This is a genomic window from Pseudoxanthomonas putridarboris (assembly GCF_038321125.1).
GTDB lineage: Bacteria > Pseudomonadota > Gammaproteobacteria > Xanthomonadales > Xanthomonadaceae > Pseudoxanthomonas_A > Pseudoxanthomonas_A putridarboris.
In genome coordinates this window covers 801,559-819,580 of record NZ_JBBWWT010000001.1, presented here as the reverse complement: position 1 = coordinate 819,580, position 18,022 = coordinate 801,559, and the positions used below count along the sequence as shown (strand labels likewise).

The 18,022-nt window shown below is 68.3% G+C and carries 16 protein-coding genes; 9 read left to right on the top strand and 7 right to left on the bottom strand.

Annotation, left to right across the window (positions count from 1 at the left end):
* Window positions 1-5 precede the first annotated feature (5 nt).
* Window positions 6-2,132 carry a TonB-dependent receptor family protein gene (locus tag AAD027_RS03575; protein WP_341724626.1) on the bottom strand — a complete coding sequence of 709 codons (2,127 nt, stop codon included), beginning with the start codon at window positions 2,130-2,132 and terminating at the stop codon, window positions 6-8.
* Complete coding sequence (gene azu / locus AAD027_RS03570; RefSeq protein WP_341724625.1) at window positions 2,129-2,584, bottom strand: azurin; 456 nt, start codon at window positions 2,582-2,584, stop codon at window positions 2,129-2,131. The genes AAD027_RS03575 and azu overlap by 4 nt, the downstream gene beginning before the upstream one ends.
* A gap of 342 nt (window positions 2,585-2,926) precedes the next feature.
* Here azu and AAD027_RS03565 point away from each other — a divergent pair, with 342 nt between their 5' ends.
* The gene (locus AAD027_RS03565; protein WP_341724624.1) at window positions 2,927-3,103 is read left to right on the top strand and encodes a YciI family protein; all 177 of its coding nucleotides are present in this window, start codon (window positions 2,927-2,929) and stop codon (window positions 3,101-3,103) included.
* A 9-nt stretch (window positions 3,104-3,112) separates the two neighbouring features.
* Here the strand turns inward: AAD027_RS03565 and phhA are convergent, their stop codons facing one another.
* Entirely contained in the window at window positions 3,113-3,997 is an 885-nt protein-coding gene (gene phhA / locus AAD027_RS03560) for a phenylalanine 4-monooxygenase (protein ID WP_341724623.1), read from the bottom strand.
* 132 nt (window positions 3,998-4,129) lie between these two features.
* On the opposite strand from phhA, the gene AAD027_RS03555 reads away from it, so the two are divergent.
* The 4 genes from AAD027_RS03555 to AAD027_RS03540 all read left to right on the top strand — a co-directional run bounded on the left by AAD027_RS03555 (window position 4,130) and on the right by AAD027_RS03540 (window position 6,334).
* Window positions 4,130-4,609: an Lrp/AsnC family transcriptional regulator gene (locus tag AAD027_RS03555; RefSeq protein WP_341724622.1), complete on the top strand. Its 480-nt coding sequence runs from the start codon at window positions 4,130-4,132 to the stop codon at window positions 4,607-4,609.
* A 74-nt stretch (window positions 4,610-4,683) separates the two neighbouring features.
* Complete coding sequence (locus AAD027_RS03550; protein ID WP_425605374.1) at window positions 4,684-5,106, top strand: GFA family protein; 423 nt, start codon at window positions 4,684-4,686, stop codon at window positions 5,104-5,106.
* Window positions 5,107-5,213: 107 nt separating this feature from the next.
* Window positions 5,214-5,516, top strand: a complete 303-nt coding sequence (locus tag AAD027_RS03545; protein ID WP_341724620.1) for a putative quinol monooxygenase — start codon at window positions 5,214-5,216, stop codon at window positions 5,514-5,516.
* A 206-nt stretch (window positions 5,517-5,722) separates the two neighbouring features.
* Complete coding sequence (locus tag AAD027_RS03540) at window positions 5,723-6,334, top strand: HD domain-containing protein (protein ID WP_341724619.1); 612 nt, start codon at window positions 5,723-5,725, stop codon at window positions 6,332-6,334.
* A 217-nt stretch (window positions 6,335-6,551) separates the two neighbouring features.
* Here the strand turns inward: AAD027_RS03540 and AAD027_RS03535 are convergent, their stop codons facing one another.
* On the bottom strand, window positions 6,552-7,589 hold the full coding sequence (locus AAD027_RS03535) for a patatin-like phospholipase family protein (RefSeq protein ID WP_341724618.1): 1,038 nt from the start codon (window positions 7,587-7,589) through the stop codon (window positions 6,552-6,554).
* A 527-nt stretch (window positions 7,590-8,116) separates the two neighbouring features.
* Here AAD027_RS03535 and AAD027_RS03530 point away from each other — a divergent pair.
* Complete coding sequence (locus AAD027_RS03530; RefSeq protein ID WP_341724617.1) at window positions 8,117-10,411, top strand: TonB-dependent receptor; 2,295 nt, start codon at window positions 8,117-8,119, stop codon at window positions 10,409-10,411.
* Between the two features lie 300 nt (window positions 10,412-10,711).
* Here AAD027_RS03530 and AAD027_RS03525 read toward each other — a convergent pair whose 3' ends face one another.
* Window positions 10,712-11,494, bottom strand: a complete 783-nt coding sequence (locus tag AAD027_RS03525; protein ID WP_341724616.1) for a rhomboid family intramembrane serine protease — start codon at window positions 11,492-11,494, stop codon at window positions 10,712-10,714.
* Window positions 11,495-11,749: 255 nt separating this feature from the next.
* Here AAD027_RS03525 and AAD027_RS03520 point away from each other — a divergent pair, with 255 nt between their 5' ends.
* The 3 genes from AAD027_RS03520 (at window position 11,750) to AAD027_RS03510 (ending at window position 14,963) form a co-directional block, all read left to right on the top strand.
* The gene (locus AAD027_RS03520) at window positions 11,750-12,919 is read left to right on the top strand and encodes a class I SAM-dependent rRNA methyltransferase (RefSeq protein ID WP_341724615.1); all 1,170 of its coding nucleotides are present in this window, start codon (window positions 11,750-11,752) and stop codon (window positions 12,917-12,919) included.
* Between the two features lie 278 nt (window positions 12,920-13,197).
* On the top strand, window positions 13,198-14,259 hold the full coding sequence (locus AAD027_RS03515) for a DUF5694 domain-containing protein (RefSeq protein WP_341724614.1): 1,062 nt from the start codon (window positions 13,198-13,200) through the stop codon (window positions 14,257-14,259).
* A complete protein-coding gene (locus tag AAD027_RS03510) occupies window positions 14,256-14,963 on the top strand; it encodes a 3-keto-disaccharide hydrolase (RefSeq protein WP_341724613.1) in 708 nt (235 codons plus the stop codon). Before AAD027_RS03515 ends, AAD027_RS03510 begins: the two co-directional genes overlap by 4 nt.
* 130 nt (window positions 14,964-15,093) lie before the next feature.
* Here AAD027_RS03510 and fabV read toward each other — a convergent pair whose 3' ends face one another.
* Both fabV and AAD027_RS03500 read right to left on the bottom strand, forming a co-directional pair.
* Window positions 15,094-16,311, bottom strand: coding sequence for an enoyl-ACP reductase FabV (fabV, locus tag AAD027_RS03505; protein WP_341724612.1), 1,218 nt, complete (start codon window positions 16,309-16,311; stop codon window positions 15,094-15,096).
* Window positions 16,312-16,552: 241 nt separating this feature from the next.
* Window positions 16,553-17,974, bottom strand: a complete 1,422-nt coding sequence (locus AAD027_RS03500) for an amino acid permease (RefSeq protein WP_341724611.1) — start codon at window positions 17,972-17,974, stop codon at window positions 16,553-16,555.
* Window positions 17,975-18,022 lie beyond the last annotated feature (48 nt).

Sequence of the window (18,022 nt, the reverse complement as noted above, 5' to 3'; positions counted from 1 at the left end):
TCCGGTCAGCGCAGGTTCCACTCCAGGCCCAGCAACCAGCTGCGGTCCGGCCCCGGTTCGTAGAAACGGCCATTGCCTTCGTTGACGATCACCGAACCGAGGTAGCGGTGGTCCAGCGCGTTGTCGATCCGCGTGAACGCGCGCAGCGTGCTTCCGCGCAGCACCCAGCGCCGCGACAGTTCCAGGTGCAGCAGCGCGTAGCCGGGCGCCGATTCGGTGCCCAGGTCGTTGACGCCGACGGCGCCGACGGCCACCGCCTCGGCCGCCGCACGCCATGCGGCGACCGGCCATTCGAGGCGCGCGAACGCCTGGTCGCGCGGCACGCCGGGAATGCGCGTGCCGGCGGCGACCGGCGTGTCCGGCACCGTGCAGCCGCTGCGCGCGCAGACCAGGAACGCATCGCGGAATTCGGCCTGCAACCGCGTGTAGGCCAGTTGCCAGCGCCCTTCCCCGCGCAACGGCGCCTCCAGCGAGGCTTCCAGGCCCTGCCGGCGCGTCCGGCCGGCATTGCGGTAGGTGCTGCGCCCGCCCACGTTGCTGGCGACGGCGAGTTCGTCGTCGGTGTCGGCGCGGAACAGCGCGGCTTCCAGCCGCATGCCGTCGCCGGTCCGCCACTTCAGGCCGGTTTCGAAGTTGCGGCTGACCGCGGGGCGCAGGTCCAGCGCTAGGCCCGCGCCGCCATCGGCGCGGTAGCCCAGTTCGTTGAACGTCGGCGTCTCGAAGCCGCGCCCCGCCGAGGCATACAGGCGGAGATCGTCGTCGGCATGGAACACCACGCCCGCCACCGGCGTCGTTTCGCGATAGGCCACGCGGCCGCTGTCGTCGGGGTTCTGCGCGGTGACGTAGCGGTCGTCGGAACGGAACCGCACTTCGCTGCGCCGCGCGCCCGCCAGCAGCGACCAGCGCGGCGAGGCCTGCCACCACGCCTGCGCGTACTGGTCGCGGTTGTCGACGCGGTTGCGCTCGTCGCGGCGCAGCCGACCGCGCACGCCCAGCGTGTCGCCGACGAAGTTCTCGAAGCCGCGCCGGTGCTGGCGCATCCGGTCCGTGTTGGCGCCCAGCGTCCATTCGGCCGGGCGTCCCGCCCATTCGCTCTGCCACGCCCAGCGCAGGTCGGCACCGGCGTAGTCGTTGTCCAGGTCGATCACGCCGCCGGAATTGAGAGGGTTGCCCTGCGCCGCCGCCGGCAGCGCCAGGAACTGTTCGACTTCGCGTTGCCCGCCATACGTGGACAGCGCGACCTCGTGCGCCGCGGACGGGCGCCAGGCGTACGTCGCGCCGCCCTGCTGCTGCGACACCGACTTGCGGGTGTCGAACTGCCGCGCCACCGCGACGGCCTGGCGCGGATCGGCGTCGGCCTGTTCGCGCGTCAGGCCCAGTGGATCCTGCGCCTGCGGAATGTCCACGTGGTTGAAGACCAGCGTCAGCCGGTCGTCGCCGCGCGTGTCGATGTCGATGCGCGCATTGGCCGATTCGCGCCGTGCCGCGCTGTGGTCGCGATAGCCCTGCGTGTCGAACACGCCGGCGGCGAGGTTGAACCCCACCCTGCCCGCGCGGCCCAGCCAGCGCGCGGAAGCGCCGATGCTGTCGTCGCTGCCGGCGGTGATGCGCGCATCGACCCGAGCGGGCTGCACGCCTTCCGCGCTGGTGATCCGCACGACACCGCCCGAGGAATTGCCGTACAACGCGGAGAACGGGCCGCGCATCACCTCGATGCGATCGCCCGCGGCCAGGTTGAAGTGCGACAGCTGGCCCTGCCCGTCCGGCAGCGTGGCGGGAATGCCGTCGGCGTACAGCCGCACGCCGCGCACGCCGAAGGTGGAACGCGCGCCGAAGCCGCGGATCGACAGCTGCGTGTCCTGCGCAAGATTCTGCCGTTCGCGCGCCAGCAGGCCCGGCACGCCGCCCAGGCGTTCGGAGGCCTGCACGTTCGCCCCGCTCGCTTCTTCGCCCAGGTCGATGCGCGTCACCGACGCCGGGGTGTCGAAGCCATCGACGCCGCGCAGGCGCGTGGCCTCGACCACCACGCGGTCCAGCGTGCGCGCGTCGGCGCCGGATTGCGCCTCCGCCGTCGCCGCCAGTCCCAGCAGCGCGAATGCGATGGCGCCGGTGAGCGTGCGCGGCGTGTTCATTCGAACACCAGCCGGCCTTTCATCATGTTCCAGTGGCCGGGGAACGAGCAGAAATAGGTGTAGTCGCCGCCCTTGCGCAGGCGCGAGGTGGGGAACACCACGTCCACCGACTGGCCGCCGCCGATCACCGGCGTATGCGCGATCACGCGCGCGTCGTCGCGCGGCAGGTAGGCATCGGCGATCTTCATGCGCCCGCCGGCCAGGCCCAGGTCGCGGTGGTGGCGCGTCTCGGCCAGCACCCAGTTGTGCCCCATCGCCGTGGCCGGCATGCGGCCGACATGCTTCAGCGTCACCCGCAGCTGCACGCAATCGCCGGGTACGCGGATCGTCTTCAGGTTGAACGTCATCAGGTCATCGGCTTCGATGGCGATGGCGCAGTTGCGGGCCAGGGCGGTGGCGGAAAGCGGCAGCAGCGCGAGCAGCGCCAGCAATACAGGGAGGCGACGTGTCATCGGGTGCGGAGGCTGGGGGATCGCCGCGATTCTAAAGCACCCGCCTCACCCTTGTAGGAGCGGCTGAAGCCGCGACCGGGAATGGCCGAAAAGCATTAGACACGGATCAAGGCGGACAATGGCGGATGAAGCTCCTGCTTTGATCCGCGTTCATTCACTTTGATCGGTAACGGAGCTTTTTTGGTTCTCTGGTCGCGGCTGAAGCCGCTCCTACAGGAACTCAGGCATCGCCACCATTCGGCATTCCGGCATTCCGGCATTCCGGCATTCCGGCGATGGCGGTCGAACGTACACGCAAGATCGGCACAGCCACATCGCGTGGCTCGCGGCACGCTTGCTTCATTGTCCGCAAGGTCCGGCTCGTTCCCGGACGATTCCGGCGCCGCCATCGTGCTGACCGTGGCCAATGCGGCCGAGGCCGAAGCGCTGATCAAGGCAGACCCGGCCGTGTCCGAGGGCGTGTTCCACTACCGGATCCACCCCTGGGCGCCGGTGCCCTGGCAGCAGTACGTGAAGTAAGCCCGCGACCTAGACGTCGCCGTCGGTGGCCCAGCCTTCGCCGGTGCCGCGGGTGAACACCGTGTCGCCCTCGCGCACGTCGCCGGCCGGGATCGCGTCCTGCTCGGTCAGGCGCGCGTAGATCGGGGTGAAGTCCGGCGCGGTGGCGGCCATCAACTGCTCGAAGCTGTCGATGACGAAGTAGGTCTTCTGGTAGGTGTCGATGCGGTAGCGCGTGCGCATGATCCGCTCCAGGTCGAAGCCGATCCGGTTGGGCGCCTCCGACTCCAGCGAGTACAGCGACTCGCTTTTCGACGACAGGATGCCGGCGCCGTAGATGCGCAGGCCCTCAGGGGTGTCGATCAGGCCGAACTCCACCGTGTACCAGTACAGCCGCGTGAGGTACTGCAGCGCATCGGCATTGATGTCGTGAGCCTTCACCCCGCCCTTGCCGTACGCTTCCATGTAGTCGGCGAACACCGGGTTCATCAGCAGCGGCACGTGGCCGAACAGGTCGTGGAACAGGTCCGGTTCGGCGATGTAGTCGATCTGGTCCGGCCGACGGATCCACCAGGTGACCGGGAAACGGCGATGGGCCAGATGGTCGAAGAACTCCAGTTCCGGCAGCAGGCCTTCCACGCCGATCAATTGCCAGCCGGTCGTGGCGCCCAGCACCTGGTTGAGTTCGGAAAAGCGCGGGATGCGGTCCGGGCTCATGCCCATGGCGTCCTGCGCCTGCAGGAACTCGTCGCAGGCGCGGCCCACCAGCAGCGCGCGCTGGCGTTCGTACAGCGTGCCCCAGGTGTCGTGGTCGGCGGCGGGGTAGTCCGCGGGCTGCTCCACGATGGCGGTCGTGTAGACCGGCACGTAGCCCTTGTCGGTCTGCTGGTGCTCGACGCGGCGCGGCTCGTTCATGGGGCTCTCCGGACGGGGCGGGATCGGACGGATCGATGCTAGCCGCTCATCGGCGCAACAGGGTTGCGAAGTTGCGCATCACGGCCCTCTCGGCGCAATAATGTTGCGCAAACATTGTTATGTGAACATTAAATGCCTGCATCCCTGCCGTTGGACCGCACCGACCTGCGCCTGCTGGCCCTGCTGCAGCGCGAGGGCCGGGCGGCCAACACCGACATCGCCGCGCAGGTGAACCTGTCCCCGTCCGCCTGCCTGCGCCGCATCCAGCGGCTGGAGGCGGCGGGGGTGATCGCCGGCTATTCCGCCCGGGTCGAGCCCAAGGCCGTCGGCCTGGGCCTGCAGGCCTTCGTCCGCGTGCAGCTGGAGAAGCACGGCCAGACCAGCATCGACCACTTCGGCGACGCCGTGCAGGGCTGGGACGAAGTGGTGGCCTGCTATGCGCTGACCGGCGACATGGACTACCTGCTGCACGTGGTGGTGCAGGACCTGGAGCACTTCTCGCGGTTCCTGCTGGACAAGCTGCTCAACGCCAGCGGCGTGGCCGACGTCAATTCCAGCTTCGTGCTGCGCGCGGTGAAGACCTTCGGCGGGTTGCCGCTGCCGAAGGGCTGACCGGCGGCGCATCGAGGACAACGCCGCACAGCGGCTGCCCTCGCCCCGTGGTACAACGCGGACCCGGGAAGGCGATGGAGGTCCGCATGATCCGGCAGGTGGGCGATACCGTGATCCAGCCCGTGCACCGCGCGCGCTGCCATTGCGGGGCCGTGGTGCTGGAACTGGCCTTGCCCGACGGCATCGTCGATCCACGCCGTTGCGATTGCTCGATCTGCCGGCGCAAGGGCGCGGTGGTCGCTTCCGTGCCATTGCCGGACCTGACCATGGTGCAGGGACGCGAGGTCCTGACCCGCTACACGTTCAACACGCACACGGCGCAGCATTTCTTCTGCTCGGTCTGCGGCATCTACACCCATCACCGGCGCCGCTCCAATCCGCAGGAATACGGCTACAACGTCGGTTGCCTGGATGGCGTCGATCCCTTCCTGATCGCCGACGTGCCGGTGAGCGATGGCATCCGCCATCCCGCCGATCGCATGGACGCGACGCCATGAACCCGTCCCGTCGTTGCATCGTCGCGGCATTGGGTGGCGCGGTGGCGGCCGCCGCCGCGCCCGCGGCATCGCATCCCCTTCTTGCTGCCCCCGGAGGAGAACCCGCCATGTATGGACTGATCGGAAAGATGAAAGCCGTCCCCGGCCAGCGCGATGCGCTGGCGACGATCCTGTTGCAGGACGTCGGCCCGATGCCGGGTTGCCTGAGCTACGTCGTCGCTCACGATCCCGCCGACGCCGACGCGATCTGGATCACCGAAGTCTGGACCGACCAGGAAAGCCACAAGGCCTCGCTGACGTTGCCGGCGGTACAGCAGGCCATCGCGAAGGCGAGGCCGCTGATCGCCGGCTTCGACAGTCATGTCGAAACCGTGCCGGTGGGCGGGCATGGGTTGGCGAAGGCCGGATAGGGCAGGGCTTTGCTGTCCGAATGCGATCATCCCTTGTAGGAGCGGCTTCAGCCGCGACCGCGCCGCAGCGCGCGAAGATGACGAACGACGGTTCCAATCCGGCCCGGTCCGCGGTCGCGGCTGAAGCCGCTCCTACAGGGAGACTGGTGGACGGCAAGCTCGGTGCAGCCACGATCCACGGCATTCTTTCGGCATAGACTCTGGCCATGGAAATCCTCCGCGCATCCTGGCAGCGCGCCTGGCCCGGCATCGGCGCGACGGGCGGGGGCGGTGCGCTGTTTGAACGGTTGAAGGCGGCCTATGCCGAGCCCCAGCGCCACTACCACACGCTGCAACACTTGCAGGAATGCCTCTCCGCATTCGATGCCGCGCGCCACCTGGCCGCGCATCCGCACGAAGTGGAAATGGCCTTGTGGTTCCACGACGCCATCTACGAGGTGAAGCGGCACGACAACGAGGAACGCAGTGCCGACTGGGCGCGCGAAGCGTTGCTGGCGGGCGGCGTCGATCCCGATGCCGCCGCGCGCGTGCATGCGCTGGTCATGGCGACGCGGCACACGGCGGTGCCTGTCGGGCGGGACGAGCGGCTGCTGGTCGACATCGACCTGTCCATCCTCGGCGCCGAACGCGCGCGCTTCGACGAGTACGAACGGCAGATCCGCAAGGAATACGCGTACGTGCCCGGCTTCCTGTTCCGGCGCAAGCGGCGCGAGATCCTCAAGGGCTTCCTGGATCGGCCGGCGATCTACAGCACGCCGCATTTCCACGATGCATTGGAACGACGTGCCCGGGCGAATTTGGCGCGCGTTACGGCGTGACACCGGGCCTATGTAGGAGGGCTTCTGTAGGAGGGGCTTCAGCCCCGACGCAGCCAAACAGAATTCCCAGCAAAGGGTCCCGCGGACGAACGCGAGCACGGGAGAGATGTCTTGATCCGCAGCATCATGCGTGTCGTCAATGTCAATGATGATGCGATTCCACGGTCGGGGCTGAAGCCCCTCCTACAGGGGGCGCAGGGCCCGGCAGCTTGGTCCCTCACTGCTTCGCCGGTTGGCCCGCGGCATCGCACTTCACGTCGCGGCCCAACAGCCGGCCCAGGCGCGAGGGTTCTTCCAGGCAGCGCGGGTCCGGCTTGGGTGGCGCATGCTTGGCCGCGTGCGCGGTGTCGCGCGCGTGCTGGAGTTCGGCCAGCTTGGCCTTGATCTGCGGCATCGCCGCCAGCGCGGCGCGCTCGCCTTCCAGGATGGCGTTGTTCTTCTGCTGGAAGTCGGCCGGACCGATGTCGTTGACCCTGGGGCGCACGACGATGTCGGCGCGCCCCAGTTCCTGTTCGCCCAGCCGCTGGCCCATGATGGCGATGGACTGGTTGACGATGCCCAGCATGCTGCCCGGCTTGGTCCCCGGCGCCTTGGTGGAGATGTCCACCGCGATGACGAAATCCGCGCCCAGTTCGCGCGCCGCATCCACCGGCACCGGGCTGACCACGCCGCCGTCCACGTAGCTGGCCTGGCCGATCACCACCGGCTCGAACACGCCCGGGATGCTGCTGGACGCGCGCACCGCCTGGCCGGTGTTGCCGCGCACGAACACCGTGCGCTCGCCGGTCTCCAGTCGGGTCGCGACAGCGGCGAACGGCTTCTTCAGTTGCTGGATGTTGCGCTTGCCGACCAGCTCGTTGACGTAGTCCTGCAGCTTCAGCCCCTGCACCAGCCCGCCGGAGAACAGCCGCACGTCGCGGATCTTCGCCTCGTCCAGCGCGAAGGCCTGCTTCTGCATCTGGAACGGGTCCATGCCGCTGGCGTACAGCGCGCCGACCACGCTGCCGGCGCTGGTGCCGGAGACGACCACCGGCTCGATGCCGTTGGCTTCCAGCATCTTGATGACGCCGATATGCGCGAAGCCCTTCGCCGCGCCGCCGCCCAGCGCGATGCCCACGCGGACCTTGGGCGCCGGCGGAGGCGGCGCGACCACGGCGGGCGGTGGCGCGGGTTTGGCGTTGTCGCCGAAGCAGGCGGTCAGCAGCAGGGCGGAGCACAGCAGCAACAGCGGGCGCGAGCGACGGAGCAGGGTCATGGGGCAGGGCAGGGTGGCGATCAGCGGCGGAGCATACACGCCCATCCCCCAACCCCGGCGAACCGCCGGAGCCCCCTGTAGGAGCGGCTGACCAGCCATTCGGCTGTTGAAGGCCAGCCGCGACCGCGCGCCCAGGGAAGCCGATCAAGGCCACGGATCAACGCGGATTCCCACGGATACAGCAACAAAGCGCTTTATCCGCGTCAATCCGTGGCGAATATCGTTTTGGCCTTTCAGTCGCGGCTGGCCTTCAACAGCCGAATGGCTGGTCAGCCGCTCCTACAGGGGGGCGGGGTCAGAAGCGGTTATCACCGTCCCGGCGTCATCTGTCGAAGGTCATCGCGCGGCACCCCGAACGTACGGACATGCGGGGCGGCGTATGGAAATCGCCGGTGCCCGTGGGAACCGGGGTTACCTTCGTCGCGAACACGACTTCCGGCCATTGCCCCGGCTGTTGCTGTAATGCAACATCCGTGTGCTAGCGCCGCCGGGCGCCCCGATCCCCACCCACTCGGAAAGCCAACGCCATGTCCCGACTCCGTCCTGCCACCGCCAGGCCGCATCGCCTTGCCTTCGCCATCGCCGCGCTGCTGCCTTTCGGTACCGCCCTCGCCCAGGAAGCCCCGGCCGCCGCGCAGAGCGAGGCCTCCACCCTGGACACGATCGAAGTCACCGCGCAGCGCAGGGTCGAGAACATCCAGGACGTGCCGGTGTCCATCAGCACCATCAACGGCGAACAACTGGGCGTGCTGGCCTCCGGCGGCACCGACATCCGCTTCCTGTCCGGCCGCGTGCCCAGCCTGAACATCGAATCCTCGTTCGGCCGCGCGTTCCCGCGCTTCTACATCCGCGGCTACGGCAACACCGATTTCCGCCTCAACACCTCGCAGCCGGTATCGCTGGTGTACGACGACGTGGTGCAGGAGAACCCGATCCTCAAGGGCTTCCCGCTGTTCGACCTGGAGCAGATCGAAGTGCTGCGCGGTCCGCAGGGTTCGCTGTTCGGCCGCAACACGCCGGCCGGTGTGGTCAAGTTCGAATCGGCCAAGCCGTCGCAGGAAACCAGCGGCTACGGCAAGGTCGGCTACGGCAGCGACAACATGTGGAACGTGGAAGGCGCGGTGGGCGGCGCATTGAGCGATCGCTGGTCGGCGCGCGCCTCGGTGCTGTACCAGCGCCGCGACGACTGGGTGACGAACGATGGCCCGGGCCCGAACGATGGCTACGAGGGCTACGACGAATCCGCCGGCCGCGTGCAGTTCCTGTACGAAGGCGAGGCCTTCGAGGCGTTGCTCAACGCCCATGCGCGCAAGTTGAACGGCACCGCGCGCTTGTTCCGCGCCAACATCATCGAGCCGGGCAGCAACCGCCTGGTCGCCGGCTTCGACCGCGACCGCGTCAGCCAGGACGGCCTGAATTTCTCGGAGCTGGATTCCCAGGGCGCCAGCGCGCGCCTGAGCTGGGACCTGGGCGGTTACAAGCTGTATTCGATCACCGGCTACGAAAGCGTGGAGACGATCAACCGCGGCGACATCGACGGCGGCACGCCGGCTGGCCCGGGATTCATCCCCTTCGCCTCGGAAACCGCCGACGGCATTCCCGACCACTCGCAGTGGACGCAGGAACTGCGCATCGAGTCCGAATACGCCGGCCCGTGGAACTGGCAGGCCGGCCTGTTCTACTTCAAGGAGGACTACAAGGTCGAAAGCTTCAGCTACGACTCTACCGCCGGCAGCGTGCAGGACGGCTACCAGCGCATCCGCCAGACCAACGACGCCTGGGCGGTGTTCGCGGCCGCCACCTGGCAGGTCACCGACAAGCTGGAACTGCGCGGCGGCGTGCGCTACACCGTCGACGAGAAGAAGCTGACCGTCGAGGACTACTGGAACACGGGCTTCGCCGCTTGCATCGGCCCGACGCTGGGCATCCTGCCGCCGCCGATCCGCTGCACGCTGCAGGACCTGGCCGCGGACGAGCCCGACGGCAACCTGTCCGCCTCGCCCGAAGACAAGAAGTTCAACTGGGACCTGGCCGCGACCTACGCGCTCAACGACGACGTCAACCTGTACGCCCGCGCCGCCACCGGTTTCCGCGGCAGCAGCATCCAGAGCGCCGGCGCGTTCAACGCCAAGTCGGTGGCCGGCCCGGAGACGGTGACCTCGTTCGAGACCGGCGTGAAGGCCGACCTGTGGGACAAGCGCGCGCGCCTCAGCGCCGGCGTCTTCTACTACCGCGTCAAGGACCAGCAGCTCACCGCCGTGGGCGGCGGTGCCAATGCCAACATCCTGCTCAACGCCGAGAAGTCGGTGGGCAAGGGCTTCGAGCTGGACCTGCAGGCCTACGTCACCGACAACCTGCTGGTCACGCTGGGCAGCAGCTACAACGATACCGAGATCAAGGATGCCGGCCTGGCCGTGGCCGTCTGCGCGCAATGCACCGTGACCGACCCGCTCAATGCCGGCGGCCTGGCGTTGATCGACGGCAACCGCCTGCCGCAGGCGCCCGAGTGGGTGCACAACCTGACCGCGCGTTACAGCATCGGCCTGGGCGACGGCAGCGAGCTGTACTTCTACACCGACTGGGCCTACCGCAGCGAAGTGAACTTCTTCCTGTACGACTCCATCGAGTTCACCGGCAGGTCCTCGCTGGAAGGCGGCCTGCGCGTGGGCTACGGCTGGAACTACGGCGATTACGAAGTGGCGCTGTTCGGCCGCAACATCACCGACACCACCCGCATCGTCGGCGGCATCGACTTCAACAACCTGACCGGCTTCATCAACGAGCCGCGCACGGTGGGCGTGGAGTTCACCGCGAAGTTCTGACCGGCCGAGTCCGTTCAAGCGCGGGCGCCCCAGTGGCGCCCGCGTCGTTCGTGGGAGGGGCGTTAGCCCCGACCGCAGGCACAAGCGTACCCACGGCGCCACATGTGCAGTGAAGTCCTCTTTGGTCATCTGGGCGCGCTGTGGCGCGCTCATCGGGCAGAGCCGCCACCATACGAAAACCCCGTAAGAGCGCCCTCGGGACGGGTAACGTTGTAGGAGCGCCCTCGGGCGCGATGCTTCTTTCACAAGGAAACAAGCAAAGGCATCGCGCCCGAGGGCGCTCCTACAGGCAAGGCGAGGCTATTCGGGCTTGCGTGGCGGGAAATGCAGCACCACGCCACGCTGCTCTTCTTCGGGATTCTCCGGGCGCACCCACAGCAGCGGCACCTCGCGCGGCGCGGGCAGTTCCAGCTCGTCGTCGGCGCGGGCGGCCTCGGCCTCTTCCTCTTCGATTTCCCAGCTGTACTTCTTGCGCGGCAGCGCCGGGTCCAGCCGGCGGAACAGGAACGCGGCCAGCAGCCCGGCCACGGCGCCGCCCATGTGCGCCTGCCACGACACGCCGGGCTCGCGCGGCAGGATGGTCAGCACCATGCCGCCGTAGAACAGGAACGCGATCATGCCGGCGGCGAGGGCCGCGCGGTCGCGGCGCAGCAGGCCCAGCATGAAGACCATGAACATCAGCCCGTGGGTCAGACCGCTGGCGCCGAGATGGTGCGAGCCTGGTTCGCCCAGCAGCCACGGCCCCAGCCCGGCGCCCAGCCACACCAGCGGGATCGCCCGCAGCGTGGCGCGCGGGTAGACGCTGCCGGCCAGCGTGCCGAGGATCAGCAACGCGGACGCGTTCGCCGCGATGTGCTCAATCGAGCCGTGCAGCAGCGGCGCGGTCAGGATGCCCAGCAGGCCTTCGCCGGCCAATGGCGCGATGGCGAACGGACGGATGTCGAAACTGCCCTGCGCCGAATACACGATGGCCAGCAGCAGCACGAAGGCCAGGCTCAGGTTCAGCGCGCGCAGCAGGCGCTTGCGGTCGTAGCGCTGCTGGGTTTCCGGATCGAAGGCCGGATCGTCGGGATGCAGGTCCATGTTCCTTTTTCTGGCGGCGAAGCGGCCGAATACAAGGGCGGCGGACTGGGCCACACTATCCCATCACGGGCGGGCCATCGCCATACGGACCGGGTGCGAAAGGGCTGTGGGGGCGGCTTCAGTCGCGACGCTTTGCTGCAGCGCCCGTCGCGGCTGAAGCCGCTCCCACAGGTAAAGCCGCTCCTGCAGGGGCGCAATGCCCGGACCGGATCCGCAGCCGGACGTGGGCCGGGCGCAACCGCGTAAAATGCACGGATGAACACGCCCAACCCGACCGTACGCCTGAAGAACGCCTGGCGTTCCAGCCACCCGTGGATCTTCCAGAAACTGGTCGAGAAGCCGGCCGCCAAGCCCAAACCCGGCAGCATCGTCGAAGTGGTCGGCGTGGACGGCGAGTGGATCGGCCGCGGTTTCTACAACGGCCACTCGCGCATCGCCGTGCGCATCCTGGAAACGCACCCGGACGTGCCGGTGGACGCGGGCTGGTTCTCGCGCAGGATCGCCGACGCGGTGTCGCTGCGCCGCGACGTGCTGAAGCTGGACGCGGTGAGCGACGCCTGGCGCGTGGTGCACGCTGAGGGCGACGGCCTGTCCGGGCTGGTGGTGGACCGCTACGGCGATCTGATCGTGGTGGAGTTCTTCGCCGCCGGCATGTTCCGCCACCGCGAATGGATCTACGAAGCGCTGCGCGAACAGTTCCCCGGCTGCCGCTTCCACAGCTTCGCCGACGAGCACGTGCAGAAGCAGGAGAGTTTCGACTTCCACGGCAACACCACCACCGAAGCCGAGGTCATCACCGAATACGGCATCAAGTTCCGCGCCGACCCGGCCGGCGCGCACAAGACCGGCTTCTTCGCCGACCAGCGCGAGAACCGCGAGTGGCTGAGTCGGCAGGTGGAAGGCAAGACCGTGCTGGACCTGTGCTGCAACACCGGCGGCTTCGCGGTGTACGCGGCCGCGCGCGGCGCCGCCGAGGTGATCGGCGTGGACATCGACGAGGACGTCATCGCCATCGCCAAGGGCAACGCCAAGCTCAACAACGTGCGGCCGAAGTTCGTGCAGGCCGACATCTTCCCGTACCTGCGCGACGCGGCCAATCGCGGCGAACGGTACGACGTGGTGATCCTGGATCCGGCCAAGATGACCCGCGACCGCGAGCAGGTCATCGCCGCGCTGAAGAAATACCTGGACATGAACAAGCTGGCGCTGGGCATGGTGAAGCCCGGCGGCCTGTTCGCCACGTTCTCGTGCACCGGCCTGGTCAGCGAGGAACAGTTCCTCGACATGCTGCGCCGCGCCGCCTACTTCTCCGGCCGCACGATCCAGATCCTCAAGGTCGCCGGCGCCGGCGCCGATCATCCGTTCATGGCGCACGTGCAGGAATCGCGCTACCTCAAGGCGGTGTTCTGCCGCGTGGTGGACTGAGCTGCCCGAATCCCCTGTAGGAGCGACGTCAGTCGCGACCGGGGACCGAAGAGAGCGGAAGCCACGGATCACGCGGATGAAGCAGATAAAGCGGATAAAAAGCCCCAAAGCTTTATCCGCGTCCATCCGCGTGATCCGTGGCTAAACCCCCCAACGTTCACGGTCGCGACTGACGTCGCTCCTACAACAGGGTGTGCCTGGCGGGTGGACTAACGGCACATCCCCGCAGGCGTGCTTTACCGAATCATGGCGCCTGCGTTCTTTCTTCGGAGCAGCACATGGGCAAATGGTTCGCATGGTTGTCGCTGGGACTTCTCCCGTCCTTTCCCGTATCGGCGCAGATCGATCTGTCGACGCTGGATGACGGCATGGCCGGTCCCCGCGCCCAGGTGCTGGTGCTCGGCAGCGTGCACCTGTCGAGCATGCCGGAAGGATTCCGCGCCGAATCGCTGGAGCCGGTGCTGGACCGGCTGGCGGCGTTCAAGCCCGATGTCATCGCCATCGAGTCGATGCCGGGCGAGACCTGCGACCTGATGCGGCGGCATGCGGCTGTGTACGGCGAGGACGATGTGGACACGTACTGCCCGGATCCAAGTGCGGCAAAGGCCGCCACCGGCCTGGACGTGCCGACTGCGATCGCGGAAGCGGAGCGCTTGCTGGAGGGCGGCTTCGACAGCGCCACGCCCGCGCAGCGCCGGCGCCTGGCCGCGGTCTTCCTGGCCGCGGGCGACAATGACTCGGCGCTGGTGCAGTGGCTGTTGCTGCCGGAGGCCGAACGGCGTGCCGGCGATGGACTGGATGAGACCCTGGTCGCGGCCATGCGCAAGCGCGAACGCTATAACAACGAGAGCTACCAGATCGGCTCGCGGCTGGCGGCGCGGCTGGGCCTGCAGCACGTGGTGCCCAGCGACGACCATACCGGGGACAATCTGCGCATACGCGACGTGCAGGCTTATGGCAGCGCCATCCAGCAGGCATGGGACGGCGCATCGCCGGAAGCGCGCGCGACGCGCGAAAGGGAAATCGCGCTGGGCGCGAAGGGCGACATGTTGCCGCTGTACCGTCTCGTCAACAGTCCGGATTACCTGCGCATCGCGCTGGCCGCCGACTTCGGCGCGGCGATGGCCGAGCCGTCGCCGGAGCGCTATGGCCGCCAGTACGTGGCGGGCTGGGAAGCGCGCAACCTGCGCATGGCCGCCAACGTGCGCGCCGCGTTCCGCGAGCGGCCGGGCGCGCGCGTGCTGTTCATCGTCGGCGCTTCGCACAAGCCGTGGATGGATGCGCTGCTCGGGCAGATGCTGGGTGTCGATATCGTCGACGCGGAGAGGATCCTGGAATGAGCGGGATGCGCGCCCACGCCGCCGCGTTGATCGCCGCCGTCCTGTCGGCCGGATGCGCCGGTGCGCTGCCGCCGGAGAAGGAAACGGTGGGTTGGCAGTCCCTGTTCGACGGCCGGACGACGCAGGGCTGGCGCAACGTCGCCGGCACCACGCTGGATCCGCGCTGGCAGGTCGTCGATGGCGCATTGGTGCTGACAGCGCCCGGCGGGGGCGACATCGTCAGCGTCGGAACGTTCGCCGATTTCGAACTGGAACTGGAATGGCGGCTGGCGCCGGGCGGCAACAGCGGGCTGTTCTATCGCGCCATCGACGCGGAACCGGTCTGGATGCGCGCGGTGGAGTTCCAGTTGCTGGACGATCAGCGGGCCGAGGATCGCTTCATCGCCAGTCATCGCGCGGGTGCGGTCTACGATCTCGTCGTGCCCGAAGGTGCAACGTTGCGGCCGGCGGACGAGTACAACCTGGCCCGTGTCGTCGCCTGCGGCGCGCGCGTGGAGCACTGGCTCAACGGCGTGCGCGTGGCGGCCTACGACCTGGACAGCGACGACTGGCGCCGGCGCGTGGCCGCCAGCAAGTTCGCCGGGCAGGCGGATTTCGCCATGGCGCGGCGCGGCCATATCGGCTTGCAAGACCACGGTGATGTCGTGAACGTGCGCAACATCCGGATACGCGTGCTGGGAGCGGATTGCGCGCCAGTGCATTGACTGCCGTGCCGGCGTCTTCCCTGTGGGAGCGACGTGAGTCGCGACGTTGGGGCGTCTAGTCGCGACTTACGTCGCTCCCATAGGGGATGCGTGCTCGCATCTCCATGCGCCCTTCCTTCCTCTCCGTCGCTCAGCCTTCCGGCGACAGCTCGATGCAGTCGAACGTCACGTCCGGGTCCACGTCGGCGTCGTAGTCCACGTCGCCGCGTTCGAAGCCGAACAGTTTCAGGAACTCGTGCTTGTAGTTGGCGTAGTCGGTCAGCTCGAACAGGTTCTCGGTGGTGACCTGCGGCCACAGCGCCTTGGCCCTGGTCTGCACTTCCGGCTTCAGTTCCCAGTCGTCCAGGCGCAGGCGGTTCTCGTCGTCGGTTTCGGCCGGCTGGCCGTCGGCGCGGTACATGCGGTCGCGGAACAGGCGATCCAGTTGCTCGATGGTGCCTTCGTGCAGGCTGAGTTCCTTCATCACCTTGAACACGATGCTGATGTACAGCGGCATCACCGGGATGGCGGAACTGGCCTGGGTCACCACCGACTTCAGCACGGCCACGTTGGCGCCGCCGCCGATGCCTTGCAGGCGCTGGTCCAGGCGCTGCGCGGTGGCATCCAGGTCGACCTTCGCGCGGCCCAGCGCGCCGTGCCAGTAGATCGGCCAGGTGATGTCGGTGCCGATGTAGCTGAAGGCCACCGTGCGTGCGCCCGGCGCCAGTACGCCGGCGGCGTCCAGCGCGTCGATCCACAGTTCCCAGTCCTGCCCGCCCATCACGGTGACGGTGTCGGCGATCTCCTGCTCGGTGGCGGGCTCGATGGTGGCGTGGGTGATGGCGTCCTTGTTGGTGTCGATGGCGGTGGACGTATACGGCGCGCCGATCGGCTTCAGCGCCGAACGCTTCACCTCGCCCGTGGACGGCAGCCTGCGCACCGGCGAGGCCAGCGAATAGACCACCAGGTCCACCTTGCCGCCCATCTCGGCCTTGATCAGTTCGATCACCTTGGCGCGCGCCTCGTCGGAGAACGCGTCGCCGTTGATCGAGCGGCTGTAAAGGCCCTCGGCCTTGGCGAACCGGTCAAACGCGGCCGAGTTGTACCAGCCCGCGGTGCCGGCCTTCTTCTCGCTGCCCGGCTTCTCGAAGAACACCCCCAGCGTGTCCGCGCCGAAGCCGAACGCCGCGCTGATGCGCGCGGCCAGCCCGTAGCCGCTGGAGGCGCCGATCACCAGCACCTTCTTCGGCCCGTCGGTGCGCACGCCCTGCGCGCGCGTGGCGGCGATCTGGTCGCGCACGTTGAGCTCGCAGCCGAGCGGATGGGTGGTGGTGCAGATGAAGCCGCGGACTTTGGGATGGATGATCAACGTCGTTACCGGGATGAGTGCCTGCGCGGCATCTTAGTGCCGTGGGCGCCGGGAATGAAGTCGTGCGCATGCACACGCATGCGTATGGCCGCTACGACACCGTAGGGTGCGCCCTGGCGCACCACGCCCCGATGGCCATACCGCATGCACCATGACGAGCGTGTCCGGATGACGAACAGGCAGGCTTTCGTTACGCGTCTGCGGATCGCGCGGTGCGCCTTGGCGCACCCTACGTGTAGATTCAGGCGCCGCCACCCCTGCCCAGCACGCTGTTGCGGCGGCCGTAGGCCAGGTAGGCCACCACGCCGATCGCGTTCCACAGCAGGAACCACAGCTGCGTCTTCTGCGGCAGGCTCCAGAACAGGTACAGGCAGCCCAGGATCGCCACCGGGCCGACCACCCACGCCAGCGGCGTGCGGAACACGCGCGGGCGCTGCGGGTCGCGCGTGCGCAGCACCAGCAGGCATACCGCCACCGCGACGAACGCCGCCAGCGTGCCGGCGTTGGCCAGCGCGGCGATCTCGTCCAGCCGCGCCACGCCGGCCAGCGCCGCCACCAGGATCGCGGTGAACACGGTGATCGCCACCGGCGTGCCGGTGCGCGGATTGACCTTCGACAGGCCGCGCGGCAGCAGGCCGTCGCGCGACATCACGAAGAAGATGCGGCTCTGGCCGTAGAAGAACGCCAGCAGCACGGTCGGCAGCGCGACCACCGCGGCGCCGGCGACGATCCTGGCGGCCGTGCCCTGGCCCAGTTCGCGCATGATCAGCGCCAGCGGCGCCGGGCTCTGGCCGAACGCCACGTAGCTCATCGCGCCCACCGCGGCCAGCGCCACGACGATGTAGATCAGCGTGCAGCCGACCATCGAACCGATGATGCCGATGGACAGGTCGCGCTTCGGGTTCTTGGTTTCCTCGGCCGCGGTCGAGATGGCGTCGAAGCCGTAGAAGGCGAAGAAGATGATCGCCGCCGCCGCCATCACGCCGCGTTCCACGCCGTCGGCGCCCATCTGCTTGGCGAAGCCGAACGGCATGAACGGTTCCAGGTTGTCCGGGTTGAAGTGCGGCAGCGCGATGGCGACGAACACGCCCAGCGCCACCACCTTGACCACCACCAGCACCGCGTTGAGCGTGGCGCTCTCCTTGGTGCCGGCGATCAGGATGCCGGCCACCACGAAGGTGATCAGCACGGCCGGCAGGTTGACGATGCCGCCGGCGTGCGGCCCGGCGGTCAACGCCTGCGGCACGTGGATGCCCATGCTGTTGACGAACTCCATCACCGAACCCGACCAGCCCACCGCCACCGCGCTGACCACCAGCGAGTACTCCAGGATCAGGCTCCAGCCGACGATCCACGCGATCGATTCGCCCAGCACCGCGTAGCTGTAGGTGTAGGCGCTGCCGGCCGCCGGCATCATCGTGGCCATCTCGGCGTAGGCCAGCGCCGCGCAGGCGCAGACCACGCCGGCCACGGCGAACGACAGCAGCACCGCGGGCCCGGCCAGGTTGGCGCCCACGCCGATCAGCGTGTAGATGCCGGTGCCGACGATGGCGCCGATGCCCAGCGCGACCAGATGCGGCCAGCTGAGGGTGGGCACCAGCCGCCGCCCTTCCTCGTGTTGGGTGATCCGATCGATGGATTTGCGCCGGTGCCAGGTCTGCATGCGTGCCCTCGTGATGTCGCGGTTGCGGATGTTGGGGGGTGGCACATA